We start from the raw sequence: 25,267 nt of genomic DNA, 5'->3' as shown, positions 1-25,267 counted from the left end.
GGCCCGGTGTTTCAGGCGGCTACGCCAAAACCGGCATTGACGACGGCCTGTTCCAGGGCGGCGCGGTCGATCCGGGCGGGATCGTATGCCACGCGCGCCTGAGCGGGCGTGAGCGTGACCTCGACGCTGCGCACACCGGGTAATGCGGCCAATACCTTCTGCACGCTGTTGACGCAGCCGCCGCAGGTCATGCCGGTCACGGATAAAACGATTTCGTTCATGCTGTCCCCCGAAGGAAGTTTCAGGGCACGATTTTATTCCAGCTGAAAAACAAAAGCCCGCGGATTGTGTCCGCGGGCTCGCGATCCAGGTGGAAATCACTTCTTGCGCGGGCGTTTGCGCAGGGTTTCCTTGGTATGGTCGATCAGACGGTCGGCCACCACCTCGGCGTCGACCGCGAAGGTCCCGTTGGCCAGCGCGGCCTTGACCGATTCGACCTTGCCCGCATCGGCGACATCGACCGACGCCAGCTGGGATTCGAGCGAACGGATACGGGTGCTGGACTCGGTCAATGTCAGCGAATCGCCACTGCCTGCGGTGGGAGCAGCGGTTTTGCCGGCACCTTTGCCCTTGGCGGAAGAGACTTTGCCGGCGGCGGGCGGGGTGATGCGCTTGTCGATTTTCACGAGCTGGATTCCTGTGGGCCTGTTTTCCGGAATGGATACAACTTACCTTTGTATACGGCATGGTTCCGGAAAACCTTAAGGTGAATTTACCCTAAAACATGCGAGGCCAGGCCGTCCGCCAGTTTGGGCTCGAACCAGGTGGATTTGGGCGGCATCACTTCATTGGCATCGGCCACCGCCATCAGATCTTCCATGCGGGTGGGATGGAGCGCGAGCGCCAGCGCCATTTCGCCGCTGTCGACCCGTTTTTCGAGCTCGGCCAGGCCGCGGATACCGCCGACGAAGTCGATGCGCTTGTCGCGCCGCGGGTCGGTGATGCCGAGGACGGGCGCGATCAGGTTGTTCTGCAGCAGGCTGACGTCCAGGCGCCCCACCGGATCGGCCGGGATGAGGTCGGGGCGGATAGTCAGGCGGTACCAGCGGCCGGCCAGATAGAGGCCGAAGCTGCCCGGCTGCTCCGGCTTGACCGCGCTGGCGGCGGGTTCGACGCTGAAGGCGGCGCCAGCGCGCTCCAGGAAGGCTTCCGCGGAAAGTCCGTTGAGGTCGGCGATGACCCGGTTGTAATCCAGGATGCGCATCTCGTGCGCGGGAAAAATCACCGACAGGAAGAAGTTGTAGGGCTCGGCACCGGTGTGCGCCGGGTTGGCGGCCCGCCGCGTGGCGGCGATGCGCGACGCCGAGGCGGAGCGGTGGTGGCCGTCGGCGATATAAAGCGCGGACATGGCGTTGAATGCGGCGGTGATGCGCGCCAGAATCGCGGGATCCCGGATCGCCCAGAGGGTGTGCCGCACGCCGTCGAGTTCGGCGTCGGAATCGGGCGCCCCACTGGACGCAGCAGCCAGGATGGTGTCGATCTCGGGCGCGGCGGGATAGGCCAGCAGCACCGGACCGGTCTGCGCGTCGAGCGCGTCGATCTGTCGCACGCGGTCGTCCTCCTTGTCGGGCCGGGTGAATTCGTGCTTGCGGATGCGGTTGGTATCGTAGTCCGCCACCGAGGCGGCGGCCACGATGCCGGTCTGGCTGTGGCTGCCCATTACGATGCGATAGGCGTAGTAGCAGGGCGCCGGGTCGCGCACCAGCACGCCGGCTTTGATCATGGCCTGCAGATTCTCGGCGCCCTTGGCATAGACCTCGGGGGCGTAGGGACTAGTCTCCGCCGGCAGGTCGATTTCCGGCTTGGAAATGTGCAGGAAGCTCCATGGACGGCCGCCCGCTCGCTCGCGAGCTTCTTCCGTCGACAGCACGTCATAGGGTGGGGCGACGACATCGTTGGCGCGTCCCGATGCGGGGCGGAGGGCGGCGAAAGGCTGGATCAGGTTCATAGACGGTTATTTTGCGGGTGAAATGGGGTCGCCCAGTGCGGCGAGGAATGCGGTCACTGCGCCGACACGCCGGGCGACGTCGGGCAGGGGAGTGGCTAGCTTCAGCCGGTCGGGGCCGGCGAGCCGGTAGCCGGCCCTGCCCTGGATCAACTCGATGATTTTACCCGGATCGACGGGCGGGTTGGGAACGAATTGCACGCTCATACCCTCGCCGGACACGTCCAGCCGGGCAATGCCGTAGGGGCGAGTGGACATGCGCAGACGGTGCACGGCCAGCAGGGCGCGTGTCGTATCGGGCAGTTCGCCAAAGCGATCGACCAGTTCCTCCTGCATCACCGCCAGATCGTCAGGGGTTTGGCAACTCGCCAGCCGCTTGTACAGCACCAGCCGTTCGTGCACGTCGGGGCAGTAGTCTTCCGGCAGCAGCGCGGGCAGGTGCAGGTTGATCTCGGACACTACGCCGAGCGGCTGGCTCATGTCCGGCTCCTTGCCGGCCTTCAGGCTCGCCACCGCGCCGGCCAGCATGTCGTTGTAGAGCGAAAAGCCGACTTCGAGGATCTCGCCGCTCTGTTTGTCGCCCAGCACTTCGCCGGCGCCGCGGATTTCCAGATCCTGCATGGCGAGATGAAAGCCGGAGCCCAGTTCTTCCATCAACTGGATGGCTTCCAGGCGTTTTTTTGCCTGCGGCGTCAGGCTGCGGTCCTCGTCCACCAGCAGGTAGGCGAACGCCTGGTGGTGCGAGCGTCCGACGCGGCCCCTCAGTTGATGCAGCTGGGCGAGCCCGAACTTGTCGGCGCGGTTGATCAGGATGGTGTTGGCGGTGGGAATGTCGATGCCGGTTTCGATGATGGTGGTGCACAAGAGGATGTCATAGCGCTGCTGATAGAAATCGCGAACCACCTGTTCCAGCTCGCGTTCTCCCATCTGCCCGTGGCCGACACGGATGCGCGCCTCCGGCAGCAGCTTTTCCAGCCGTTCGCGCATGGCCTCGATGGTGCTGACTTCGTTGTGCAGGAAATAGACCTGGCCGCCGCGCTTCAGCTCGCGCAGCACCGCCTCGCGGATCAGTCCGGCGGAAAACGGCTGCACGAAGGTTTTCACCGCCAGCCGTTTCTGCGGGGCGGTGGCGATGACCGAGAAATCGCGGATGCCTTCGAGCGACATCGCCAGCGTGCGCGGGATCGGCGTGGCGGTCAGCGTCAGCACGTCGACCTCGGCGCGCAAAGCCTTCAGCTGCTCCTTCTGGCGTACGCCGAAGCGGTGTTCCTCGTCGAGGATGACCAGCCCCAGGCGGGCGAACTTGACGTCCTTCTGGATCAGCCGGTGGGTGCCGATGACGATGTCGATCCTGCCTTCTTTCAGCGCGGTGAGCGCCTCGGCCTGCTCCCTGGCGGTGCGGAAGCGCGACAGTTCGGCGAGCTTCACCGGCCAGGCCGAAAAACGGTCGGAGAAATTCTGGAAATGCTGTTCGACCAGCAAGGTGGTGGGCACCAGTACCGCCACCTGGTAGCCGCCCATCACCGCCATGAAGGCGGCGCGCAGCGCGACCTCGGTCTTGCCGAAGCCGACGTCGCCGCACACCAGCCGGTCCATCGGCTTGCCCGACTGCATGTCGGCCATCACCGCGGCGATGGCGGCGGCCTGGTCGGGGGTCTCCTCGTAGCCGAAGCCTTCGGCGAAGGCCTCGTAATCGTGCGGCGAAAACTGGAACGCGTGGCCCTCGCGCGCCGCACGCAGCGCATACAGATTCAGCAGCTCGGCGGCGGTGTCGCGTGCCGCCTGCATGGCGCGGCGGCGCGCCTTCTCCCACTGGTCGGTGCCGAGCCTGTGCAGCGGCGCCGCGCCTTCGCCGGCGCCGCTGTAGCGCGAGATCAGGTGCAGGTTGGCAACCGGCACGTAGAGCTTGTCGCCCTTGGCATATTCGAGCTGCAGAAACTCGGTGTCGCCGTCGCCGAGGTCCATGTTGATCAGGCCGAGGTACTGGCCGACACCGTACTGCGCGTGCACCACCGGATCGCCGGGCTTGAGCTCGGAGAGGTCGCGCAGCAGGTTGTCGATCTGGGTGGCGCGGGCTTCGCGCGCGCGCCGGGTCTTCGGCGGAATGGCGTAGAGCTCGGTCTCGGTGATGACGGCGATCTGGCCATCGCTGCTGACGAAGCCTTCAGCGAGCGGGCCGTGGGTGAGCAGAATGCGGCTGGCGTGCTGTCGGCAATCGGCCCAGTTTCCGCACAGCGTGGCGTGGAGGCCGTGTTCGGACAAATATTCGTGCAGGGTTTCGCGTCGTCCGGCCGACGGCGCGACGATCAGGGTTTTCCCCTTGAAGCCGTCGATGAAGTCCAGCAGCCGGGCGACCGGGCGGGCTTCGCGGCGGTCGACCGAAATGGGCGGGACAAGGCGGGCGAGGCCGTCACCGGTTTGTTCGATATCCAGTCGATCATGGGCCCTGGCCAGACTGAAAAAGGTGTCGGTCGGCAGGAACAGGTCGGCCGGCGGCAGCAGCGGGCGGTCCTTGTCGCCCGACAACAGGCGGTAACGGCCTTGTGCGTCGGCCCAGAACGCCTGGCCGGCGGGGTCGAGCGCACCGTGGAACACCAGCCGCGTGGCAGCGGGAAGGTAATCGAACAGCGTCGCCGTTTCCTCGAAAAACAGCGGCAGATAGTACTCGATGCCGGCCGGCGCGAGGCCGTTGCTGACATCCTTGTACAGCTTGGATTTGGACGGGTCGCCCTCGAAGCGTTCGCGGAAATTCTGCCGGAAACGGGTGATTCCGGCCTCGTCGAATGGGAATTCGCGCGCGGGCAGCAGGCGGATTTCCTCCACCGGATAGATGCTGCGCTGAGTGTCGATATCGAATGCGCGCAGCGTCTCGATTTCGTTGTCGAACAGGTCGATGCGGTAAGGCAGCGCGCTGCCCATGGGGAAAAGATCGATCAGTCCCCCGCGGACGCTGAATTCGCCTGGTGCGAATACCTGATTGACGTGGGTATAGCCGCCCAGCGCCATCTGCGCGCGGAAGGCGGCTTCGTCGAGGGTGTCCTTCTGCTTGAGGAAAAACGTGTGGGCGGCGAGGAAGGCAGGCGACGCCAGCCGGTACAGCGCGGTGGAGAGCGCGACCACGGCGATATCGAATTCTCCGCGCGAAATCTGGTACAGCGTCGCCAGCCGCTCGGAAATCAGGTCCGGGTGCGGCGAAAACGTGTCGTAGGGCAGGGTTTCCCAGTCGGGAAAAGCGCATACCCGCAACTCAGGGTCGAACCAGCGCAGCTCCTCGGCCAGCCGGTTGGCGTCCCACGCGCTGGCGCACACCACGGCCAGCGGCGCGGCATGGCGCGCCAGTTCGGCCAGATAAAGCGCATCGGCGGCGCCGGCGAGGCCGGACTGGCTGCGCAGGGGGCCGGAAGGCCGGGAAGCAGGGGAGAAGAACGTCATGCAAATAACGGGATTATCCTAGAAACGGCAGCCGGGCGCATCCGCAGTGCAGAGGCGAGTCGAGGGCAGGTATAATGCCCGCCTTTCCCGCTCAGCCCCTGATATTCCATGAGTCTCAACCACGTCAGTTCCGGCCGTAACCTGCCGGATGACTTCAATGTCATCATCGAAATTCCCGCCCACGGCGAACCGATCAAGTACGAAGTCGACAAGGAATCCGGCGCCATGTTCGTCGACCGTTTCATGTCGACTGCCATGCACTACCCCTGCAACTATGGCTACATCCCGCACACGCTGTCGGAAGACGGCGACCCGGTCGACGTGCTGGTGGTGACGCCGATCCCGCTGATCACCGGCGTGGTGGTGCGCTGCCGCCCCATCGGCATGCTGAAGATGACCGACGAGGCCGGCGTCGACGCCAAGCTGCTGGCGGTGCCGGTCGACAAGCTGTGCGGTCTCTATAAAGGCGTCAACAAGCCGGAAGATTTGCAAGCCCTGCTGCTGGCGCAGATCGCCCACTTCTTCGAGCATTACAAGGATCTCGAGAATGGCAAGTGGGTCAAGATCGAAGGCTGGGCCGGCGTCGACGATGCCCGTGCCGAAATCCTCGCCGGCGTCGAACGCTATCGCAACGCCGCGGACAAGCCGGCGTTCTGAGGTGCAAGGTGCGCTGCAACGGCTTCTTGAACCTTGAGTCTTGCAACTTGAATCTGCCAAGCCAATGAAAGTCTGCATCCTCTCCGACTCCCACGACAACCGACGCCTGCTGGGTGCGGCGGTCGAGCACGCCAAGACACACGGGGCGGAAGCGGTGCTGCACTGCGGCGACGTGGTCGCGCCGACCACGCTGCGCGTGCTGCAGAAATACGAACTGCCGGTGCACGTTATCCACGGCAACAATACCGGCGATCTCTACAACATGAGCCGGCTCGCCGCCGAGCCCAACAGCGTAATCCGCTACCACGGCCAGGACGCCGCTTTCACGCTAGCCGATCGCGCGCTGTTCCTGGTGCATTACCCGCATTATGCCCACGCGCTCGCCTGCACCGGCGACTACGATCTGGTGTGCTGCGGCCACGATCACAAGTCCAGTATCTCGCAAGTGGCCACCGTCAAAGGCGGACATGCCTGGCTGATCAATCCGGGCACCGTCGGCGGCGTCGGCGCACCCCCCACCTACATCATGGCCGACCTCGCCGCAATGCAGTTCGAGATTGTCGCCGTCGAGGCGGCGCCGGCCTCGGTGCTGCCGCCCGTCACGCCGCACGTCTAGGGTGGTGTCGACACGCCTCCGCGCAGCGTGGCCTGGAATGCACGCGGCAGAGGGAATAAAAAACGGGGCATGACGCCCCGTTTTTTATGCTGCTGGCCGTGCGCTCTTATTTCGCGGGCTTGACCGTGGTCAGCCCCAGCACTTCCCAGTCCTGCATGCCGCCCCGGTACCATTTGATTTTATTCGCTGGGTAGCCGATTTTCAGCAGGCCTTTGATGTTGGTGGGCGACTGGCCGCACCAGGGACCGTTGCAAAACATGACGACGGTTTTGGCATTGTCGAACGTGTAGAAGCCATCCTGGTTCTTGACGCCGAGATGCTTTTCAAGGATTTCCTGCACGGTAATGGGATCCGACTTGCCGATGTTGAGTTTGTCCCACGGAATATTGACCGAACCGGGGATCGTGCCTTTTTCAACCCAGTCAGGCGTACGCGAATCCACCACGATGATGGACTTGTCGCCGTCGCTCATGTTCTTCAGGTAATGAATGATCTCAAGTTCACCGATGGTATCGACGCCAGTTGCCAGTTCGCCTGGCTGAATGCAGAAAGGCGGGCATTTGCGCGAGGTCTTGGCGAAATCGGGATTGATGGTGTTTTTCTGATCCTGATTGCGCATGATCGCGATTTTCTGGCCGTCATGCATCACCTCGACCGAAGGCAGATCGGCGGTGAGGTTGACCTCCAGTGCACTGGCCGCCATGGGCATGGCGAGAACAGTAAACAGAGTGGATGCGGCGAATAGGGTGCGAAGCTTCATTATTGTCTCCTGGACTGTGGGCGAGCAAGGGGGTCTGATTTAATTGCAAGCCGGTTCTTCTTTGGTTTCGGTCGTATTGCTTTGCGATGAGTTGGTGCTGGCGGCGTTCTCCTTGGGTTTGGCTGGGTTTTCAGAAGTGCTGGCGACAGTCGGTCCGGCCTGCTGCGTTTCGGTATCGTCTGCTGCATGGACGATGCCGGCGGCCAGACACAGCACGGCTGCCATCATGCAAGATAAATTGGATAGTTTCGTCATCCTGTTTCCTCAGGGTATTCAATAGCGGTGATTTCCACGTAGCTGATCGGGTGAGCATTTTTCCCCTGTCCCTTTTAAGCATCTTGTGTGCCAATGCCTTATTTGCTTGATTGAAAATGGATTCAGATTTTTCCGCAGAAAAAAGATGACAAAATAGTCAGGCAAAGAGTCAGGTTGTCATGACACCTGCTGCGGGGGCGACCGAACCGGATCGCGCAACCCTGAGTAACGGCGGAACGGGCTTGCGCGAATGGGGCGCTCCCCATCGGCGGATGGACTGCCCGGCTTCACGAAAAACAAAGGCGTGCGACAGATCGTTTTCGTCGCCCCCGCTTTCACGCAGACCGTGTGGCGCAGCCATAAGCACTTCCCCTTATTCGCGCATAGAAAACTTCGATTGAAATTGCGCGCTTGCCCGTGGCGGCGGGCATGGCCTTGGGGGTACTATTTCGGATGTCGAATTCGGGTTTGAAACCCGCTATCCGGGATAGATGTCCCGGATGATTATTCAAAAATTTTGCATCCATCTGTTGGAGAAAACAATGACGGAACATGTTGCAACCAACGAGACCATACTCGTGGTCGGCGGCGGGATTTCCGGCATGACCGCCGCGCTCGAAGCGGCCGAAACCGGCAAGAACGTCGTTCTGGTTGAGAAGAACCCTGCACTGGGCGGACGCACCTCCCAGCTGTATCGCTACTTTCCCAAGCTGTGCCACCCCGTATGCGGGCTGGAAATCAACCTGCGCCGCCTTAAGAACAATCCCCGCGTGCGGGTGCTGACGCTGGCCGAAGTGGGCGGCATCGAAGGCGACGCCGGCAATTACACCGTCACCGTCAAGGTCAAGCCGCGCTACGTGAACGAAAACTGCACCGCCTGCGGCGACTGCGGACGCGCGGTCGAAACGATGGTGGACGACCCGTTCAACTACAACCTTGGCCAGCACAAGGCCGCCTACCTGCCGAACGCGATGGCTTATCCGCAGCGCTACGTGCTGGACCCGGCGATCATCGGCAGCGCCGACGCCGACCGGGCAAAAGCCGCGTGCAAGTACGGCGCGATCGACCTCGATATGCAGGAGGAGACGATCCAGATCAAGGCCGGTGCAGTGGTCTGGGCGACCGGCTGGCAGCCCTACGACGCGGCGAAGATCCAGCCCTACGGCTACGGTCGCTTCAAGAACGTCATCACCAGCGTCGAGTTCGAGCGTCTGGCCGACATCCACGGCCCCACCGGCGGCAAGATCTTGCGTCCGTCCGACGGCAAGGAAGCGAAGAACATCGCCTTCATCCAGTGCGCCGGCTCGCGCGACGAGAACCATCTGCGCCATTGCTCGCGCTTCTGCTGCATGGCCTCGCTGAAGCAGACGCATTACGTGCGCGAGAAGTATCCGGAAGACGGCAGGTCGACCATCTACTACATCGATATCCGCGCCATCGACCGTTTCGAGGACTTCTACCAGAAAGTCCAGGCCGATTCCTCGGTCACCTTCATCAAGTCCAAGGTGGCGAAGATCACCGAAGACGAGCACGGCAACGCGGTGTGCCATGGCGTCAACACCGAGGGTTACAAGCGCTACACCACGCCGCACGATCTGGTGGTGCTGGCGGTCGGCATGGAGCCCTCGGTCAAGGGCATCAACATTCCCGGCCACATCGTGGCGGATTCGAGCGGCTTCATCGAAGCCGACCCGGCCAATGGCGCCGTATTCGGCGCCGGCTGCGCGACGAATGCGCTGGACGTGAACCGTGCCGTGCAATCGGCTACCGCGGCGGCATTGCGCGCCATCCAGGTGGTCAACAAAGTAGCAAAGGCGGAGGCTTAAACAATGGCTGACATCAAAGTCGCAGCGTATATCTGCAAGGGCTGTGGACTGGGCGAGCGTCTGGATACGGACGCGCTGGTCAAGGTTGCCCAGAAGGACGGCAAGGTGCCGCTGGCGAAGTCGCACGATTTCCTGTGCAATGCCGACGGCGTGGCGATGATCAGGAACGACATCGCCAACGAGGGCGTCACCCATGTCATGATCGGCGCTTGCTCGCGCCGTGCCAAGACCGAGGCATTTTTCTTTCCGGAAAACGCGGTGGCGCGCGCCAACCTGCGTGAGGGCGTGATCTGGATCCGCCCCGACACCGACGAGGCGCGCGAGACCACCCAGGAAATGGCGGAAGACTACATCCGCATGGGCTGCGCCGAAGTGAAGGCGATGACCGCGCCTGGCGGCAACGCCAACACCGGCAGCAGCAAGACCCTGATGGTGGTGGGCGGCGGCGTCACCGGCATGACCACCGCAATCGAAGCGTCGAAGACCGGCTACCCGGTGGTGCTGGTGGAAAAGTCCGGCGCACTCGGCGGCTGGGCCGGCAAGCTCTACAAGCGCGTGCCGGTGCACGAGCCGTACAAATCCCCGATGGATACCGGCGTGGCCGATCTGGCTTCGCAGGTGCTGGGCGACAGTAACATCAAGGTCTACCTCAACGCCACCGTCGCCAAGACCGACGGCGCGCCGGGACGTTTCGTGGTCGACATCGCCACCGAATCGGGTGCGACCCACACCGAGGACATCGGCGCCATCGTGCAGGCGACCGGTTTCACCCTGTACGACATGAACAAGCTGCCGGAACTCGGTGGCGGCCAGTCGCCCAACGTGGTCGACCAGGCCGGGCTGGAAGCACTGGCGACCGCCGCAGCGGCGGGTGATGGCGTGATCCGGCGTCCGTCGGACGGCCAACCGGTGAAATCGGTGGTGTTCGTGCAGTGCGCCGGCCAGCGCGACACCAGCGGCCAGCACCTGTCGTACTGCTCGGGCTTCTGCTGCAACGCCAGCATCAAGCAGGCGATGTACTTCAAGGACGCCAACCCGGCGGTGGACACCACCATCATCTACACCGACCTGCGCACTCCGGGCAACGGCGAGGATTTCTACCGCAGCGCGCAGGAAAAAGGCGTCGTCTTCACCAAGGGCAAGGTTGCCCAGGTGCTGCCCAACGGCGCCACCAGCACGGTGAAGTTCCACGACCTGATCCTCGACGACGCCGACGCCGCGATGGTAGACGTCGACCTGGTGGTGCTGGCCACCGGCCAGGTGGCGAACTCGGGCGTCAACATCGAAGCACTGACCAAGCCGCAGGTCGAAGGCCAGGAAGGCGAGCCGCAAGCCGCAGGCACGGTGGAAGTGAAGCCGATCTCCATCCTCAACCTGACCTACCGCCAGGGTCCGGACGTGCCGCAACTGAAGCAGGGCTTCACCGATTCGCACTTCATCTGTTTCCCCTACGAAACCCGCCGCACCGGCATCTACACTGCCGGCCCGGTGCGCCGCCCGATGGACATCGTGCAGGCGCGCGAGGATGCCACCGGCGCCGCGCTGAAGGCGATCCAGGCGCTGGAAAACGCCGAACTCGGCCGCGCCGCGCACCCGCGCTCGGGCGACCTGTCGTTCCCGAAAGTGCGGCTGGAAGGCTGCACCCAGTGCAAGCGCTGCACGGTGGAGTGCCCGTTCGGCGCCATCGACGAGGACGAGAAGCGCTTCCCGGTGTTCAACGAATCGCGCTGCCGCCGCTGCGGCACCTGCATGGGCGCCTGCCCGGTGCGGGTGATTTCGTTCGAGAACTACTCGGTCAACACCGTCGGCGCGCAGATCAAGGCAGTCGACATTCCCGACGAGTTCTCGGAAAAGCCGCGCATCCTGATCCTGGCCTGCGAGAACGACGCCTACCCGGCGCTCGACATGGCGGGGATGAGCCGCAACGAGTATTCGGCCTTCGTGCGCATCATTCCGATCCGCTGCCTCGGCTCGGTCAACACCATCTGGATCACCGATGCGCTGAACGCGGGTTACGACGGCGTGATGCTGATGGGCTGCAAATCCGGCGACGAATACCAGTGCCACTTCGTCAAGGGTTCCGAACTGGGCCGCGTGCGGATGTCCAAGATCGACGACACGCTGAAGACGCTGAACCTGGAATCGGAGCGGGTGCGCGATCTCGAAGTCGCCATCACCGACATCCAGCGGGTGCCCGAGATGATCGACAAGTATGCCGCCGAGCTGGTCGCCGTCGGCCCCAGCCCGTTCAAGGGATTCTAGTCATGCATCGGCCATTTTTGACGATGCATCATTCAGCAGGCAAGGACACGACATGAGCGCAAACACCGCAGTGGCGGACAAGTACCGCAACAATTTCCTGAAGGAAATCGAAGAACAGGTCGAGATGGGCGACTGGGTCAAGATGTGCATGCAATGCGGCGTCTGCTCCGGCTCCTGTCCGACCAATTTCCAGAGCGCATGGGAACATCCGCCGCAGGAAATCTTCATGATGATCCGCGCCGGCAAGCGCGAGGAAGTGCTGACCACCACCTCGATGTGGAACTGCACCTCGTGCTACAACTGCATCGTGCGCTGTCCGCGCAAGCTGCCGATCACCCACATCATGCACGGCATCGCCGAATACGCGCACCGCATCGGCATGGCGCCGAAGATGCAGCCAACGCGCTTTTTCAGCGGCCTGTTCTGGAAAAACTGCACCCATACCGGACGTGTCAACGAACTCAAGCTGTCGATGGGCCTGTACTTCAAGGATGGCTTCGTTCAGGGCATCAAGAACGGCATGGCGATGCAGGCGGTTGCGCTGGGCCTGGTCAAGGCCAGGCGGCTGAACGTGATGGAACTGTTCGGTGGCCACAAGTGCAAGGATCAGAAGGGCATCCAGTCGATGCTGAAGAAGGCCTACGAAATCGAGCGCAGCCGCAAGGCCGCCAGGATGGCAGGCTGAGGAGAGAAATATGGCCAAACATGAATACGCGTTTTACCCCGGCTGCTCGTCGCAGAAGGGGGCTTCCGCTTCCAACTACCTGACCTCGGTCGAATCGATGTGCAAGACGCTCGACGTCAAGCTCACCGAAATCCCCGACTGGAACTGCTGCGGCGCTTCCATCGGCTATGCCGAAGCCGGCGAACTGCCACGCCACGTGCTGAATGCGCGCAACTTCGCGCTGTCTGAGAAAAACCTGCCCGGCCAGGAAATCGTCGCCACCTGCGCCGCCTGCTGGCTGGGCGCGCGCGAAACCCGCGAACGTCTGACGCATTCCGACACGCTGATGGCCGACACCCGCGAAGCGCTGAAGGAAGCCGGCCTCACGATCAACGAGATGCCGGAAATCCGCCACATGGTCGAGGTGCTGATCGAGGACCTCGGCTTCGACGAGATGGCGAAGCACGTCGTGCGCCCGCTTGAAGGCGTCAAGATCGCCGGCTACGTCGGCTGCCAGACCAACCGCCCCTTCGGCGTGGCGGGCGAGTCGTTCGAGAATCCGGTGTATCTCGACAAGATGGTCGAAATGGTCGGCGCCGAGTCGATCCCGGAATACGAGCAGAAAGTCACCTGCTGCGGCGGCGCGCTGGCGTTCTCCGAGCCGGAAAAAGCGCAGGCGCAGATCAAGGACATCGTCGAATCGGCCTACGACCACGGCGCCGAAATGATCGTCACGCCGTGCCCGCTGTGTCAGGCCAACGTCGAGATCTACCAGGGCCAGATCAACAAGCGCTACGGTACCAAGTTCGACATCCCGGTGATGTACTACAGCCAGCTGATGGTGGTGGCCTACGGCGGCAGCGCCAAGGATGCCGCATTGAACGGCCAGGTGATCAAGGCGCGCCGGCTGGAGGAAATCGCCGCCAAGCCGGTCAAGCGCTGAGTTCTTTCAGCCGCACACCAGACAGGGGCCGCGCGCCCCTGTTTTTTTGGCCCGATCAAGGAGCAAACAAGGGTCGCCTGCGATCCCGGGCCCGGTAGCGCGCCCCGGCCTTGACGGTGCCCGCAGCCTGCCATTGGCTTATTCCCGCAGTCATCTAATGTAAATACGCGGGGGCGCGGAGTATCCCGCTTCCCCTGCTTTTTTCGCAGGAGATTCTCGTGGACAAGCTCTTATTCGGCGCATGCCTTCTCGCGGGGCTTCCTCTTGTGGCATCGCAGCGTTTGCGCTCGCCGCGGTGTCCGCGGCGGAGACAAGGCTGGATGCGGCATCCGCCGTCAGCGTGGCGGGCGAACAGCGCATGCTCTCGCAGCGGATGGTGAAGGCGTATCTCATGCTCGGACAGGGAATCGGCACTGATGATGCCCGGGCCATCCTGCAGGGGTCGGTCAGGCAGTTCGAGTCCCATCTCGCGGCGCTGAAGGCGTTCCAGCCGACGCCGAAAGTGCGGACCGCGGTCGCCGCTCTGGAGCGCGCCTGGGAGCAGTGCAGGGCGCTATTGAGCGTGGCGCCGAGCAAGCGGGGCGCAATCGCGCTTTACGACGCCAACGAGGCGCTGCAGCAAGCGGCGCACAGCGCGGGGCTGGCCTACAAGGATGCCGCGGGCGCGACGGCCGACCGCTCGACCAGCGTCGCAGGACGCCAGCACATGCTGTTGCAGCGCATGGCCAAATTCTACTTCTACCGGACGTGGGAACTCTACGACGCCACGGCCGACATGGAACTGCACCTCAGCCGGGCGCATTTCACCGCCGTGCTGAACCAGATCGAGCGTTCGCCCCTTGCGTCGGCGCAGGTCAAGGCGAGGGCGCCAAGCTCGTGGCCCGCGAGGTACCGCAGTCCGTCGACATGTCCGCTTTTTCCGACAGGATGCTCAAGTAGGCGCGCCGGGTCCAGCGGCTTGCGCAGGCGTCCGGGAGGGGATATCGGCAATGTCCCAACGCGATCGGCAATACGGCCGTCTTGCCCGCCGGCAGGCATGGCGCCGGCCCTCATTCCGCCACCTCCACCCGGCGCGAGGATACGCCGAACACCCAACTCAGCGCGATTCCCGCCGAGACGGCGTCCTTCGTTTCGACCAGCGGACTGTTCTCGTAGACAGCGCCGGATAGCACGTCGTAGCGCAGGTATCCGCCCACCCAGTAGCGCGGGAAACGCCGGGTCAGCGTGACCATGAGCTGCGATCCGGAATAGCCGCCCGCTGCGTCGTAAGCCGGGCGGATCGCCGTCGCCTCGGCCGGTCTCACCGAATAGAAATAGCCGTTGTATTCGCGGTCGTTGAAATAGGGGCCGCCCTGCAGGCTGAAGTTCCAGCCGGGCAAGCCGGGCGGATCCCGCATTTCCAGGATGAGATTGGGCGAGAACAGCCAACCGATCTGCCTTGGGTTGCGCTCGACCGCGATCGCGGTGCGTACCGGCAGCCTCAGGTCCAGCCGCATCCTGCGGTCGGCCGAGCGCCACAGGTGGAAGTCGGCGGTCGGCCCGACCTCGGCCGTGGGCCGAAGCTCGTCCATTCCCTGTCGCGCCGGGTTGTCGTCGTCGAGCGCCGGCAGGGTGCCGTTGAGGCTGATGTTGACCTCGAGCCGTTCGCTTTCGAACAGCAGGCCGCGCAACCCGCCCTGGTCCGCCTTCAGGAATTCCCCGCGATAGACGAGATAGGGGACCGGCAGCAGGTGGACGTTGGTGATGTCCGAACCGCGGTAGTCGGGCATCGAGAGCACCGAGAAGCCGGCGCCGATTTCCCACAACGGTCGGGGCTCCGCATGGCACAAGGGCGGGGCCAGCAATCCGGCGAATGCCAGGGCGGCGGCGGGCAGTCGGGCAAGGGATTTCAGCATGCGTGTGTGTCCAGTTCCATCGCTACGAGCATAGAAGATGACGGGATGATCGCGCTGCGGCGCTATTTCTTGCCTTCCCGTCGCAGCAGGTCCGCCTTGCGCGCGCTCCCCCAGCGGTATCCGGCAAGCGTCCCATCGGCACGGACGGCACGGTGACAGGGAATTGCCACCGCCACAGGATTGCCGGCGCAGGCGCGGCCCACCGCCCGCGCCGCCCCGGGCTGCCCGATGCGCCCGGCAATCTCGGCGTAGCTCGCGGTCTCGCCCGCGGGAATCGCCTGCAGCGCCTGCCAGACGCGGCGCTGAAAAACCGTTCCCTGCACATCCAGTGGCAGCTCCAGCCTGCCTTGCGGCTGCTCGATATAAGCGATCACCCGAGCGATCCAGCGCTTGAATTCGGCGTCGGCCGGTTCGAACCGGGCCTGCGGGAAGCGCGTCCGCAAGCGCTCGGCCAGTTCCTGCGCATCATCGCCGAACTCGATGGCGCATACGCCCTTGCGCGTGGCGGCGACCAGGACCCAGCCCAGCGCGCAGGGCGCGACGGCATGGCGGATGGATTCGCCGGTACCGCCCTTGCGATAGCTGGCGGGCGCCATGCCGAGCATGGCAGATGCATCGGCGTAAAAGCGCCCGGCCGAGGTGAACCCGGCGTCGTAGATGGCGGCGGTCACCGACTGCGCCGTCTGTAGCGAGGCCGCCACCCGCCTGGCCAGGACGGCCTTGTGGAAAGCCTTGGGGGTGAGTCCGGTGGCGGCCCTGAAGATGCGGTGGAAATGATGCGGGCTCATCCCGGCCTGCTGCGCCAACTGCGCAAGCGACAGCGCCGATGCACTGTGCTCGATGGCCTGGCAGGCCTGCAGCACCAGTGCGTTGCGCCTTTGCTGTTGCGAAGGCGCATCCGGCCGGCAGCGTTTGCAGGGGCGATAGCCCGCCGCGACGGCAAGGGCGGGCGAGCCGAAAAATGCCACGTTCTCCCGTCTGGCGGCGCGCGACGGGCACGAAGGCCAGCAGTAAACGCCCGTGGTTCTGACCGCGTAGACGAATTCGCCGTCAGCCTGCGGATCGCGGCGGGCGACAGCCTGCCAGCGCCACTCGGCAAGACGTGCGGCCTCCGTCGGGACCGCGTTCGGCAAGGCGGCAGGTTCGGTATCCATGGCGGCATTCGGCTGGAATGTGAAGGTCACAGTGTCGGCCGGTTTGGCGTGGCCCGCAATCCGGAACTTGCGCCCGAATCCCATGCCTGTCGCACCGCCCGCCAAGCGGCGGTATGCTTACGTTTTGTCTAAAAAGCATACGAACATGAAAAAAGCTCAAAACCTCAACCAGCTGATCGATCTGGTGCACGAAGCCGTATACGAAGTCGACGAACTACGCGCCTGCCTGGAACACGACGACGACGAGGCGTCCACCTACACGCCATTTCTGGATGATCTCGACAGGATGCTGCGCGAGCTGCACGAATCAATGGTGTCCGGGAACTATGCGGGCGTGGGGAAAGGCGAGGATCTGGCCTTTATCCCGCTATTCAAGAAGCACGAGCGCAGCATTCCCTTCCGCGAACTGCTGCGCACCATCAATGCCACCCACCGCGAGGGCTACGAGCCCTGAAGGGAAGCCGCCAGGAAGCGCGGCTGCGCTTTTCTTCTGCTTTCCACTAATGCATGCACGAGCGTACTGCCGAGTAGAAGCATGAGGCGACTTGGCCAGGCGACTGGGGAAAAGATAATGCTGCGGCCTCAAGTTCGCCATCCCATTCAGATCAATGTCGATGCCGATGGTGTATGTCCGGAACATGTGGATGTTTGTGCGTCAAAGGCTCATGTTGATGTAGATGGCTGTGGGGTTCGCGGTCATCCCACTCGAAATCGTGGGCGTGCTGGTGATGGGCATCGTGAACGTGACGGTGCGTGTGCTCCACCGGTTCGTGGGTATGAAGGTGCTCGTGTCGTTCGGTCAAGTGTAGCCACACGCCCAAGCCCATCAGACCGGCGGAGATCCAGAACTGGGTGGGTGCAGGTTCCTTCAACAGAAGGATAGCGACAGCCGCACCGATGAACGGGGCGGTGGAAAAATAGGCACCAGTGCGCGCGGTACCGAGCCCGCGAAGGGCGTGCACAAAAAGCACGAGGCTCAGTCCGTAGCCCGCGAGGCCAAGCAGCATGGTGGTACCTGCCGTCGCCAAGGTGGGCAAGGACGTGCCCACGAGCATGCCGAGGCTCGTGTTGACCAGCCCGGCCGTCCAGCCCTTCGTGCCGGCAATAAACCGCGCGTCCGAGCCGGACACGCGGCGCGTCAGGTTGTTGTCGATTCCCCAACACAGGCAGGCGGCGGTGATGGCCAGCAGGCCGATCACGTCCTGCGGCGGACTCGCCGCTGTGGGCCACGCAAGCACAACTCCGCCTGCGACGATCAGCAGCATGCCAATCACGATGCGGCGATCGGCGTATTCCCGAAACACTACCCAGGCAAGTACCGCCGTGAACACCGCTTTGAGATTGAGCGTGAGTGAAGCAGGGCCTGCATCGATACGGGCCAGTCCGAACACCAGCAGCACCGGCCCCAGCAGGCCGCCGAAAACGATGGCGCCGGCCAGCAGCTTGACCAGCGGCGTGCTGACGCCAAATAGCGCGGCGGCGGCCAGCGCCAGCCAGATGGCCGTGCGCGGGTGATCCACGGCGGACGCCCTCGATGCCACGGGCTTACTTCAGGTTGAAGGTGGCCTTGGCCGGGGTCTTGCCGGGCAGACTCACTGTGAGCACCGCCCGGACACCGACGCCAACCTGGAAAGCGCCCTTGGCGACCATGCGGTTTTCGCCGGCCGGCTCCAGCTTGACCGAGGTCTTCCCGCTGCCGGCGTAGATCACGGCTTCCGCCGTCGCCCCCTGGGTCGGGATGGCCTTGCCATGGCCGCTGACATACAACGTCAGCCCATCCGGTTTCGCGACCAGTTCGTAGGCGATGTTGTGGAGTTCCCGCACCACGCCGCCGTATTTCGGCCCGTGATCATGCCCGGCGCCGGCGAAGGCGGGGGTAGTGTTGAGTGTCGCGGCAAGCGTGGCGGCGGCGAGCAGGGAGAGAGGGAAGGTTTTCATGGGTAACGCCTTTCGAGCTTGGATATTCATACAGGGTTGATGCCTTCGATGGCGTGGTGACGAGAGGTGCCGGCATCTTTCAGCAGTTTATGGATGGCACCGAAGCGCAGGTAGAGTGCGGGCACGACGACCATGTTGAGCACGGTCGAACTCAGGAGGCCGCACAGGATGACGACCGCCATCGGCGCCTGGATCTCGCTGCCCGGCTGGCCGGCGGCGAGCACCAGCGGCACCAGGGCGAGGCCGGCGGCGAGCGCGGTCATCAGGATCGGTATAAGCCGCTCCTCGGCGCCGCGCTTCACCGCTTCGGCCGCGTCCTTCATGCCTTCGTGCTCCACCAGGTGGTGGATGTGCGAAATCATCATCACGCCGTTGCGTGTGGCGATGCCGAACAGGGTGATGAAGCCGATGATCGACGCCACCGACAGCACGCCGCCGCTGGCGAACACTCCCGCCACGCCACCAATCATGGCAAGCGGCAGGTTGAGCATGACGAGGAAGGCGTCGCGCGCAGTGCCGAAGGCGATGAAGAGCAGAAGAAAGATACCCACCATCACCGCCGTACCCAGCAGCAGCAGGGTGCGCGAGGCCGCTTCCGCGCTTTCGAACTGACCGCCGTACTCGATGTGGTAACCGGCCGGCACCGTGACCCCTGCAGCCACTGTCTTGCGGATGTCGGCCACCACGCTGGCGAGATCGCGCCCGGCCACGTTGGCCATCACCACCATCTTGCGCTGCACGTTTTCGCGGCTGATCGAATAGGGCGCGCGGTCGTTGCGGATGTCGGCCAGCGCCGACAGCGGCAGCCGTGCACCATCGGCGGTGGTGACGAGGGTGGCGCGCACCGCGTCGATACTGGCACGCGTCGACGGATCGAAACGCAGAACCAGATCGAAACTTGCCTGCCCCTGCTGCACGCGATCGACCGGCATACCGGAGAACGCGACTTCGATCGCCTCCGATACCTCGCGCATGGAGAGGCCGTGCTGTGCCAGCGCCGCGCGGTCGAAGCGCACGGTGAGGAAAGGAATGTCGGTCTGCTGCTCGTCGGTGACGTCGACCGCGCCGGGAATTTCCTGCACGATGGATTTCACGCTTGCGGTCAGCCGGCGCAATTCGCCGAGGTCGGGGCCGAAGATCTTCACCGCAATATTGGAGCGGCTGCCCGACAGCATGTGGTCGATGCGATGCGAAATCGGCTGGCCGACGACGATCTGGGTGCCGGGCACACTGGCGAGATCCTCGCGCAGGGCGGCAAGAAAAGCCTCCTTGCTGCGCCCGCCCATCTTCAGTGTGACTTCCATTTCAGAGGCCGACACATCCATGGCGTGCGGGTCGCCTTCGGCGCGGCCGGTGCGGCGTGCGGTGGCGACCACCTCAGGGTGCGACAGCAGGATGTTCTCCGCCATGCGTCCGAGGCGGTCAGACTCTTCCAGCGAGGTGCCGGGCAGCGTGGCCATGCCGACGGTCAGCGTGCCTTCGTTGAAGTCGGGCAGGAAGGCACGGCCGGCGAAGCCGAGCGCAAGCAATGCGGCAAGCAGCGCGGCAATGCTGACTCCCGTCACCGCCTGCCAGCGCGTCAGCGTCGCGTCGAGCACGCGCCGGTAGCCGGCCTTGAGGCCGTAGATGAAGCGCGGCTCGACCGATTTGCGCACCGTCTTCGAGTTCGGCAGCAGGAGCGCGGCCAGCACCGGCGTCACCGTGATCGCCACCGCGAGCGAGGCGGCGAGCGACACCACGTAGGCGAGGCCCAGCGGCGCCATCAGCCGGCCTTCGACCCCGGAGAGGAAGAACAGCGGCAGGAACACTAGCATGATGATGAGCGTGGCGAACACGATCGAGCCCTGGATCTCGCGCGTCGCCCCGTACACCAGATGCAGCAGGCTGGCCTGCTGCCCGGCAGGCTTGGCGTGGTTCTCCCTGAGGCGGCGCACGATGTTCTCGATCACGATGATCGCGTCGTCGACCAGCGCGCCGAGCGCGATGGCCATGCCGCCCAGCGTCATGGTGTTGATGGTCGCGCCGAGCGCCTTCATGGCGAGGATCGCCGCCACCAGCGACAACGGAATCGCCACCAGGCTGATCGCGGTCGCGCGCGCCGACAGCAGGAAGGCGAACACGATGGCGATGACCAGCACCACGCCCTCGATCAGCGCCTTGTTGAGGTTGTCGATGGAGACGCGGATGAAGTCGGCCTGGCGGAAGATGTGGCGCTCGATCTTCATGTCCTGGGGCAGCCCGGATTGAATCTCCTCCAGCGTGGCGTCGAGGCGGTCGGTGAGCTCCAGCGTGTTGGCGCCAGGCTGCTTCTGGATGCCCAGCACCACCGCTGGCTTGCCGTTGTGCGAGCCGACGCCACGCGTTGGCGCCGGGCCGATGGCCACTTCGGCGACGTGTCGCACCAGCACTGGCTGGCCGCCACGTTTGGTGATCACCGTCTCGCTGATATCAGCGAGCGTCGCGATGCGTCCCAGGCCTTGGATCAGGTACTCCTGTCCGCCCTCGACCATGAAACCGGCCGAGGTATTCTGGTTGGCGCTGCGCAGCACTGCGACAACCTGGTCGACGGTCAGACCATAGGCCGCCAGCCGCTCGGGATGAAGTGTCACCTGGAACTGCTGGGTGTCGCCGCCGATCGGCAGTACCTCGGCGACGCCGGGCACTGCGAGCAGGCGCCGCTTGAGGATCTGCTCGGCGGTGTTCTTGAGTTCCATGCCGGAATGGCGGTCGGAGGCGAGCGCGATGAACAGGATCTCGCCCATGATCGACGCCGCCGGGGCCATCGCCGGCGCCGGAATGTCGGCCGGCAGCGTGGCGCGCGCGAGCTGCAGGCGCTCGGCGACGATCTGCCGGGCTTGATAGAGGTCGGTACCCCACTCGAACTCGACCGTCACCACGGACAGGCCGATCTTGGTCGACGAGCGCACCCGCCGCACATTGGGCGCGCCGTTCAGCGCGGTCTCGATGGGAAAGGTGACGAGGTTCTCGACGTCGGTCGGCGCCATGCCGTGCGCCTCGGTGACCACGGTCACGCTCGGTGCGGTGAGGTCGGGGAAGACGTCGACCGGTGTTTTGGCCGCCTGCCAGCCACCCCAGGCGAGCAGCAGCATGCCGGCCAGTACGACGAAAAGCTTGTTGCGCAGTGACCACGCAATGATGTGTCCGATCATGTTCGCGTCCTCGGATTAGTGCGCATGGCCGTGGCCGATCTGCGCGGTGCCGGTGGCAGCGAGCTTGACCAGATAGGCGCCGCGCGAGACCACGCGGCTGCCGAGCGTCAAGCCGTCGAGCACCTCGACCCAATCGCCGTCGCGGGCACCGAGGCGTACCTGGCGCCGCTCGAACAATTCGCCGCCGATCATTACAAACACCATGCTCATGCCGCCTTCGTCGAGCACGCTCGACGCGGGAATTGCGACCGCCGGGCGTGTACCGCCGACGAACACCTGGGCTTGCACCGCCATGCCGATGGGAAACTGGGCAGCAGGCGCGGAAAACTCGAACACCACCGGTACCGTGCGCGTCACGGCATCTACCGCGCCACCGACGGCGACGAGCTTGCCGTTTTTGCCGGAAACGATTTCGACCCCCTGTGCGTCGCCTGGCATGCGGAAGGCAGCGCCGCTGACGTCATTAAGGCGCGCCGCCTCCGATTCGGGCACGCGCAGTTCTAGCCACAGTTGGTTGCGGTCGGCGATGTGGAACAGCAGCGTACTTTCCTGCGCGAACGCGCCGGCTGAGACACGCACGTCGACCAATGTTCCACTCACAGGCGCGCGTAAAGGAATACCCCCACTCGCGCCGCTGTACTGGCCCAGACGCTGCTGGGCAGCGGCAAGGTCGGCACGTGCGGCCGCTGACGCGGCACGCGCGGTTTGCACGCGTTTTTCCGGCACCGCCTCGTCCTTGAACAGGCTTTCCATACGCGTCAGTTCCTGGCTGGCGAGCTGGTGCTCAACCTGCGCCTTGTCGGCTGCCGCGCGCAGGCTGGCGAGATCGGTTTCGCCACCCAAGCGTGGCACCAGATAGCCGAGCAGCTGGCCCTTCTTCACTGCCTGACCCAGACGTGGGAACGTGCCTGCGGGCTGAACCTGCCCAGGCGCTACTGCAGTAAGTAACGCCTCGCTATCGGGGCGTGCGCGCACCACGCCGGTCGCAGCAACCGTCGCGCGGATCGGACGTTCCACCACCTCGACAGTGGCGAAGTCGACCTTCCACTGCTGCTCCTTGGTGAAACCGATACCCTCGTCCTCATACACTGGCGTGGCCGCTTCGGCGGCCTTGCGGTCGGAATGGACCGTCACCGGGCCGAGTTCGTGGGTCACGCTGAATTCGGGCGTGAAAACTTCAATGGTGAGCTCGCGTTCACCGGCGTACTTGGGCGTTGCTTCGGGGCGGAAGATGCCAGGCTGGCTGGGGCCATCGATACTGAAGACTTCGTCTGGCTGGCTGCCGCCGGTCAGATGCACGGTGACTTTGCCCGCAGTCACCGCCTTGAAGTCCGACAGATGGGTGAGATGGGCGGCGAACGCCGACTTCTCTCCGACCACCAGCGGCGGGAACTCGACGAAGATCTCGGTGCGCTCGGTGAAATGGGTGAGCTTCTCGGTGCCAGCGCCGTGGTCGTGGCCTGCCTCGACTTCCGCAGCAGCAGGATGGCTGCCGTCCTCGGCGTGCTCGTGGTCGTTCTCGCCGCATGCGGCTAGAAGCGCAGCAGCGCATAGCGCTGCGATCAGGATCTTGTTCATTCGGAGCTCCCGGTCAGAAGGTCGTATGCGATGCGTGCTTCACGGGCACGCTGTTCCAGTTCAAGGGCGGTGGTTTCCGCTTCAAGTGCGCCGCGGTAGGCATCGAGCAATTCCAGCAGGCTGGATTCGCCGCCTTGGTAGGCGGCTTCGGCGATGCGCAGCAAGTCGGCTGAGGCAGCGACCGCTCGTGCGCGATAGTCGGCGGCGGCAACGCGCAGGCCATCGGCCTGACGATGCAGGCCACGCAACTCGCCTTCCGCACGGCTGCGAGCCAGCGAGTGTTCAGCGCGCGCCTGCAACGCTTCGGCGGCGGCACGCTGCAGGCCTGCCTGCTGTCGGTCGAACACGGGTAGCGGCACGGCAAGTGTCAGTGCGATGCCGCTTTCATTGCTCGCACCGTTGTCCACCCGCTTGGGGCCGACGCCCACGGTGATCTTGGGTATGGCGCCACGCTTGGCTGCGCGGCCTTCCATATCCGCGGCCTCGGCGCGGCGCCCCAGTGCCTGCAGGTCCGGGTGCTCATCGAGGCGGGCGAGCGCCCCGTCGAGCGGCGGCAGTGATGGAGGCAGGAGTTCGCCACGCAGGATCGGCGCATACGTCAGCCCGGTAAGCGCGACGAGGCGCGCAAGCGCGCGCGCCTGTTCGGCACGCTCGGCCGCGAGGCGGGCATCCGTAGACCGGCGCTCGCGTTCGAGGCGGCGCCGGTCATAACCGGAAGCTTCACCGGCGCGCGCCAGCTTGGTGACCAGCCCTTCGACGCGGACGAACCGCTGCGTCCAGGTCTCGGTGGCACGGATGATTTCCTGCTGCAACAAGGTTTCGTAGAAACTGCGGCGGATGTCGGCGGCCAGATCGAGTCGGCGTCCAGCGTTACCGGCCGATACTGCTGCAACGCGGCGATCGGCCGCCTCGCGATACAAGCCGCGGCGGCCGGACACGTCGAAAGTCTGGCTCAGCATCCAGGTTTGTTCGGTCGTGTCGGACGAACCGTTCAGACTGTCCCGGTTGTAACTAAGCACAGGGTTGGGCAACAGGCCGGCGGCGATGGCGTCGGCTGCGGCCGCCTGCAGCGCACCGCGCTCCAGATCAGCCAGTTCAGTGCGCGCCAGGCCCAGCCGGACGGCTTCGGCTTCGGTCAGCGACGCTTGCGCCCACGCCGCCAGCGGCAGCGCGAGCAGACATACGGATAGCGTGAATCGCATGGTCTTCCTCGTGACAAAACGGATAAACGAAGAACACCGGCACGCGATGCGAGTGGCGGCCGAGGCCGCGAATGACAGGCGCGCCGGTCAGGCGCGTACTAGGGGGGGACGGTCGAGGAGCGGTGGCGTTCGCGACTGAAAACCGGTTGGGGGCGGCATGATGAGTCCATCCGGGGCAGCTTCAATAAACGACAGGCTGAATTGGGCCAGCAGCGAGGAAAAGACGGGATGCACGTGGCTATGATGGCCGTCTTCGCCGTGTTCCTGGGTCTGTGAATTGCCAAGCACATCGTGATCGTGGTGCGCATCGCCCTGATGGTCGTGGCCGACGACGTGGCTGTGAAAGCCCAAGGGAGAACGGTCCTGCCCTGCATGCCCATAAATGCCAACGGCCGCTGCCCAGGCGAACTGGAGCGGCACGATAAACATGATGATCACGGCAACAAGGCGGCGCATAGGACGAGATTCTACAGATTCTGGTGTACCCACCAAGGGTTCGATCGTACCCACTCTTGTTGGAGGGCCTGGATCGGCAAATACAATCCGACCAAATGACCAGTCATGCGGACACAGCGGGCGCAGCAATGCAAACGGCAGGTGTCGCCTTCGGCCGACAACTGGTAGAGCAGTTAACCTGACAGTCCGAATCGGGTCGAGAGTACGCGTTCTCGACTAGGAAGCTGATATTCGGCGGCCGCTCAGGGTTGGCGGATTCAACCGGTGGATGCAACACACTAGAGACTGCGTAAGCAGAAGGAGTGTTGCAGATGAAACGAAGACCTCGGATCTATTACACGGAAAGCCAGAAAGCCTTGATGTGGGAACGTTGGAGGAAAGGGGAGTCCCTTCAACAGATCGCCCAGTTGTTTGATCGAAACCACTCATCCATACAACGCATACTGGCTGAGACCGGCGGGATAAGCCCGGCGCCACGACACCGATCGAGCTTGACGCTGACATTAGCTGAACG

The 25,267-nt window shown here is 64.2% G+C and carries 21 protein-coding genes and 2 pseudogenes; 9 read left to right on the top strand and 14 right to left on the bottom strand.

Annotated elements, in window-relative coordinates:
• Positions 1 to 11: 11 nt before the first annotated feature.
• The 4 genes from B059_RS0112980 to mfd all read right to left on the bottom strand — a co-directional run bounded on the left by B059_RS0112980 (position 12) and on the right by mfd (position 5,377).
• The gene (locus B059_RS0112980) at positions 12 to 221 is read right to left on the bottom strand and encodes a heavy-metal-associated domain-containing protein (RefSeq protein ID WP_018078690.1); all 210 of its coding nucleotides are present in this window, start codon (positions 219 to 221) and stop codon (positions 12 to 14) included.
• 96 nt (positions 222 to 317) lie between these two features.
• A complete protein-coding gene (flgM, locus tag B059_RS0112975; RefSeq protein ID WP_018078689.1) occupies positions 318 to 626 on the bottom strand; it encodes a flagellar biosynthesis anti-sigma factor FlgM in 309 nt (102 codons plus the stop codon).
• Between the two features lie 86 nt (positions 627 to 712).
• Positions 713 to 1,948, bottom strand: coding sequence for a DUF1015 domain-containing protein (locus B059_RS0112970; RefSeq protein WP_018078688.1), 1,236 nt, complete (start codon positions 1,946 to 1,948; stop codon positions 713 to 715).
• 6 nt (positions 1,949 to 1,954) lie between these two features.
• Positions 1,955 to 5,377 carry a transcription-repair coupling factor gene (gene mfd, locus B059_RS19085; RefSeq protein WP_018078687.1) on the bottom strand — a complete coding sequence of 1,141 codons (3,423 nt, stop codon included), beginning with the start codon at positions 5,375 to 5,377 and terminating at the stop codon, positions 1,955 to 1,957.
• A 108-nt stretch (positions 5,378 to 5,485) separates the two neighbouring features.
• Here mfd and ppa point away from each other — a divergent pair, with 108 nt between their 5' ends.
• Both ppa and B059_RS0112955 read left to right on the top strand, forming a co-directional pair.
• Complete coding sequence (gene ppa, locus B059_RS0112960; RefSeq protein ID WP_018078686.1) at positions 5,486 to 6,034, top strand: inorganic diphosphatase; 549 nt, start codon at positions 5,486 to 5,488, stop codon at positions 6,032 to 6,034.
• Positions 6,035 to 6,074: 40 nt separating this feature from the next.
• On the top strand, positions 6,075 to 6,650 hold the full coding sequence (locus tag B059_RS0112955; protein WP_245538797.1) for a metallophosphoesterase family protein: 576 nt from the start codon (positions 6,075 to 6,077) through the stop codon (positions 6,648 to 6,650).
• Between the two features lie 106 nt (positions 6,651 to 6,756).
• Here B059_RS0112955 and B059_RS0112950 read toward each other — a convergent pair whose 3' ends face one another.
• Positions 6,757 to 7,410 (bottom strand): rhodanese-like domain-containing protein, encoded by a 654-nt coding sequence (locus tag B059_RS0112950; protein ID WP_018078684.1) that lies wholly within the window; start codon positions 7,408 to 7,410, stop codon positions 6,757 to 6,759.
• Positions 7,411 to 7,449: 39 nt separating this feature from the next.
• The gene (locus B059_RS0112945) at positions 7,450 to 7,665 is read right to left on the bottom strand and encodes a hypothetical protein (RefSeq protein ID WP_157273695.1); all 216 of its coding nucleotides are present in this window, start codon (positions 7,663 to 7,665) and stop codon (positions 7,450 to 7,452) included.
• 542 nt (positions 7,666 to 8,207) lie between these two features.
• On the opposite strand from B059_RS0112945, the gene B059_RS0112940 reads away from it, so the two are divergent.
• The 5 genes and pseudogenes from B059_RS0112940 to B059_RS21770 all read left to right on the top strand — a co-directional run.
• The gene (locus B059_RS0112940) at positions 8,208 to 9,491 is read left to right on the top strand and encodes a CoB--CoM heterodisulfide reductase iron-sulfur subunit A family protein (protein ID WP_018078682.1); all 1,284 of its coding nucleotides are present in this window, start codon (positions 8,208 to 8,210) and stop codon (positions 9,489 to 9,491) included.
• Between the two features lie 3 nt (positions 9,492 to 9,494).
• Positions 9,495 to 11,753, top strand: coding sequence for a hydrogenase iron-sulfur subunit (locus B059_RS0112935; protein WP_018078681.1), 2,259 nt, complete (start codon positions 9,495 to 9,497; stop codon positions 11,751 to 11,753).
• Between the two features lie 52 nt (positions 11,754 to 11,805).
• Entirely contained in the window at positions 11,806 to 12,438 is a 633-nt protein-coding gene (locus tag B059_RS0112930; protein WP_018078680.1) for a 4Fe-4S dicluster domain-containing protein, read from the top strand.
• Between the two features lie 10 nt (positions 12,439 to 12,448).
• Positions 12,449 to 13,360: a CoB--CoM heterodisulfide reductase iron-sulfur subunit B family protein gene (locus tag B059_RS0112925; RefSeq protein WP_018078679.1), complete on the top strand. Its 912-nt coding sequence runs from the start codon at positions 12,449 to 12,451 to the stop codon at positions 13,358 to 13,360.
• A gap of 241 nt (positions 13,361 to 13,601) precedes the next feature.
• Positions 13,602 to 13,925, top strand: a pseudogene (locus B059_RS21770) (type IV pili methyl-accepting chemotaxis transducer N-terminal domain-containing protein); the annotation flags it as partial.
• Positions 13,926 to 14,409: 484 nt separating this feature from the next.
• Here B059_RS21770 and B059_RS21480 read toward each other — a convergent pair.
• Together B059_RS21480 and ada are read right to left on the bottom strand one after the other, a co-directional pair.
• Complete coding sequence (locus B059_RS21480) at positions 14,410 to 15,255, bottom strand: MipA/OmpV family protein (protein ID WP_018078677.1); 846 nt, start codon at positions 15,253 to 15,255, stop codon at positions 14,410 to 14,412.
• Positions 15,256 to 15,317: 62 nt separating this feature from the next.
• Entirely contained in the window at positions 15,318 to 16,493 is a 1,176-nt protein-coding gene (gene ada / locus B059_RS0112910; protein ID WP_018078676.1) for a bifunctional DNA-binding transcriptional regulator/O6-methylguanine-DNA methyltransferase Ada, read from the bottom strand.
• A 61-nt stretch (positions 16,494 to 16,554) separates the two neighbouring features.
• Between ada and B059_RS0112905 the strand changes: the two genes are divergently transcribed.
• Positions 16,555 to 16,863 (top strand): hypothetical protein, encoded by a 309-nt coding sequence (locus B059_RS0112905; RefSeq protein WP_018078675.1) that lies wholly within the window; start codon positions 16,555 to 16,557, stop codon positions 16,861 to 16,863.
• 151 nt (positions 16,864 to 17,014) lie between these two features.
• Here the strand turns inward: B059_RS0112905 and B059_RS0112900 are convergent, their stop codons facing one another.
• The 6 genes from B059_RS0112900 to B059_RS0112875 form a co-directional block, all read right to left on the bottom strand.
• Complete coding sequence (locus B059_RS0112900) at positions 17,015 to 17,929, bottom strand: DMT family transporter (protein WP_018078674.1); 915 nt, start codon at positions 17,927 to 17,929, stop codon at positions 17,015 to 17,017.
• Between the two features lie 25 nt (positions 17,930 to 17,954).
• On the bottom strand, positions 17,955 to 18,347 hold the full coding sequence (locus B059_RS0112895) for a hypothetical protein (protein WP_018078673.1): 393 nt from the start codon (positions 18,345 to 18,347) through the stop codon (positions 17,955 to 17,957).
• 26 nt (positions 18,348 to 18,373) lie between these two features.
• On the bottom strand, positions 18,374 to 21,517 hold the full coding sequence (locus tag B059_RS19080; RefSeq protein ID WP_018078672.1) for an efflux RND transporter permease subunit: 3,144 nt from the start codon (positions 21,515 to 21,517) through the stop codon (positions 18,374 to 18,376).
• A gap of 15 nt (positions 21,518 to 21,532) precedes the next feature.
• On the bottom strand, positions 21,533 to 23,095 hold the full coding sequence (locus tag B059_RS19075; RefSeq protein WP_018078671.1) for an efflux RND transporter periplasmic adaptor subunit: 1,563 nt from the start codon (positions 23,093 to 23,095) through the stop codon (positions 21,533 to 21,535).
• A complete protein-coding gene (locus tag B059_RS19070) occupies positions 23,092 to 24,297 on the bottom strand; it encodes a TolC family protein (protein WP_018078670.1) in 1,206 nt (401 codons plus the stop codon). The genes B059_RS19075 and B059_RS19070 overlap by 4 nt, the downstream gene beginning before the upstream one ends.
• A gap of 87 nt (positions 24,298 to 24,384) precedes the next feature.
• Positions 24,385 to 24,753: a hypothetical protein gene (locus B059_RS0112875; RefSeq protein WP_018078669.1), complete on the bottom strand. Its 369-nt coding sequence runs from the start codon at positions 24,751 to 24,753 to the stop codon at positions 24,385 to 24,387.
• Positions 24,754 to 25,064: 311 nt separating this feature from the next.
• On the opposite strand from B059_RS0112875, the pseudogene B059_RS20375 reads away from it, so the two are divergent.
• A pseudogene (locus B059_RS20375) lies at positions 25,065 to 25,267 on the top strand (IS30 family transposase); the annotation flags it as partial.

It is taken from the genome of Thiobacillus denitrificans DSM 12475 (assembly GCF_000376425.1).
In the GTDB taxonomy this organism is placed as follows: Bacteria; Pseudomonadota; Gammaproteobacteria; order Burkholderiales; family Thiobacillaceae; genus Thiobacillus; species Thiobacillus denitrificans.
Note: the sequence above shows the minus strand (reverse complement) of the source record. Positions and strands in the feature narration are given on the sequence as shown.

Excerpts from the sequence above, each read along its gene's own strand:
- B059_RS0112980 (WP_018078690.1), bottom strand. The coding sequence starts at position 221 with ATGAACGAAATCGTTTTATCCGTGACCGGCATGACCTGCGGCGGCTGC.
- B059_RS0112970 (WP_018078688.1), bottom strand. The coding sequence starts at position 1,948 with ATGAACCTGATCCAGCCTTTCGCCGCCCTCCGCCCCGCATCGGGACGC.
- mfd (WP_018078687.1), bottom strand. The coding sequence starts at position 5,377 with ATGACGTTCTTCTCCCCTGCTTCCCGGCCTTCCGGCCCCCTGCGCAGC.
- ppa (WP_018078686.1), top strand. The coding sequence starts at position 5,486 with ATGAGTCTCAACCACGTCAGTTCCGGCCGTAACCTGCCGGATGACTTC.
- B059_RS0112950 (WP_018078684.1), bottom strand. The coding sequence starts at position 7,410 with ATGAAGCTTCGCACCCTATTCGCCGCATCCACTCTGTTTACTGTTCTC.
- B059_RS0112945 (WP_157273695.1), bottom strand. The coding sequence starts at position 7,665 with ATGACGAAACTATCCAATTTATCTTGCATGATGGCAGCCGTGCTGTGT.
- B059_RS0112940 (WP_018078682.1), top strand. The coding sequence starts at position 8,208 with ATGACGGAACATGTTGCAACCAACGAGACCATACTCGTGGTCGGCGGC.
- B059_RS0112935 (WP_018078681.1), top strand. The coding sequence starts at position 9,495 with ATGGCTGACATCAAAGTCGCAGCGTATATCTGCAAGGGCTGTGGACTG.
- B059_RS0112930 (WP_018078680.1), top strand. The coding sequence starts at position 11,806 with ATGAGCGCAAACACCGCAGTGGCGGACAAGTACCGCAACAATTTCCTG.
- B059_RS0112925 (WP_018078679.1), top strand. The coding sequence starts at position 12,449 with ATGGCCAAACATGAATACGCGTTTTACCCCGGCTGCTCGTCGCAGAAG.
- B059_RS21480 (WP_018078677.1), bottom strand. The coding sequence starts at position 15,255 with ATGCTGAAATCCCTTGCCCGACTGCCCGCCGCCGCCCTGGCATTCGCC.
- ada (WP_018078676.1), bottom strand. The coding sequence starts at position 16,493 with ATGGGATTCGGGCGCAAGTTCCGGATTGCGGGCCACGCCAAACCGGCC.
- B059_RS0112905 (WP_018078675.1), top strand. The coding sequence starts at position 16,555 with ATGAAAAAAGCTCAAAACCTCAACCAGCTGATCGATCTGGTGCACGAA.
- B059_RS0112895 (WP_018078673.1), bottom strand. The coding sequence starts at position 18,347 with ATGAAAACCTTCCCTCTCTCCCTGCTCGCCGCCGCCACGCTTGCCGCG.
- B059_RS19080 (WP_018078672.1), bottom strand. The coding sequence starts at position 21,517 with ATGATCGGACACATCATTGCGTGGTCACTGCGCAACAAGCTTTTCGTC.
- B059_RS19075 (WP_018078671.1), bottom strand. The coding sequence starts at position 23,095 with ATGAACAAGATCCTGATCGCAGCGCTATGCGCTGCTGCGCTTCTAGCC.
- B059_RS19070 (WP_018078670.1), bottom strand. The coding sequence starts at position 24,297 with ATGCGATTCACGCTATCCGTATGTCTGCTCGCGCTGCCGCTGGCGGCG.
- B059_RS0112875 (WP_018078669.1), bottom strand. The coding sequence starts at position 24,753 with ATGCGCCGCCTTGTTGCCGTGATCATCATGTTTATCGTGCCGCTCCAG.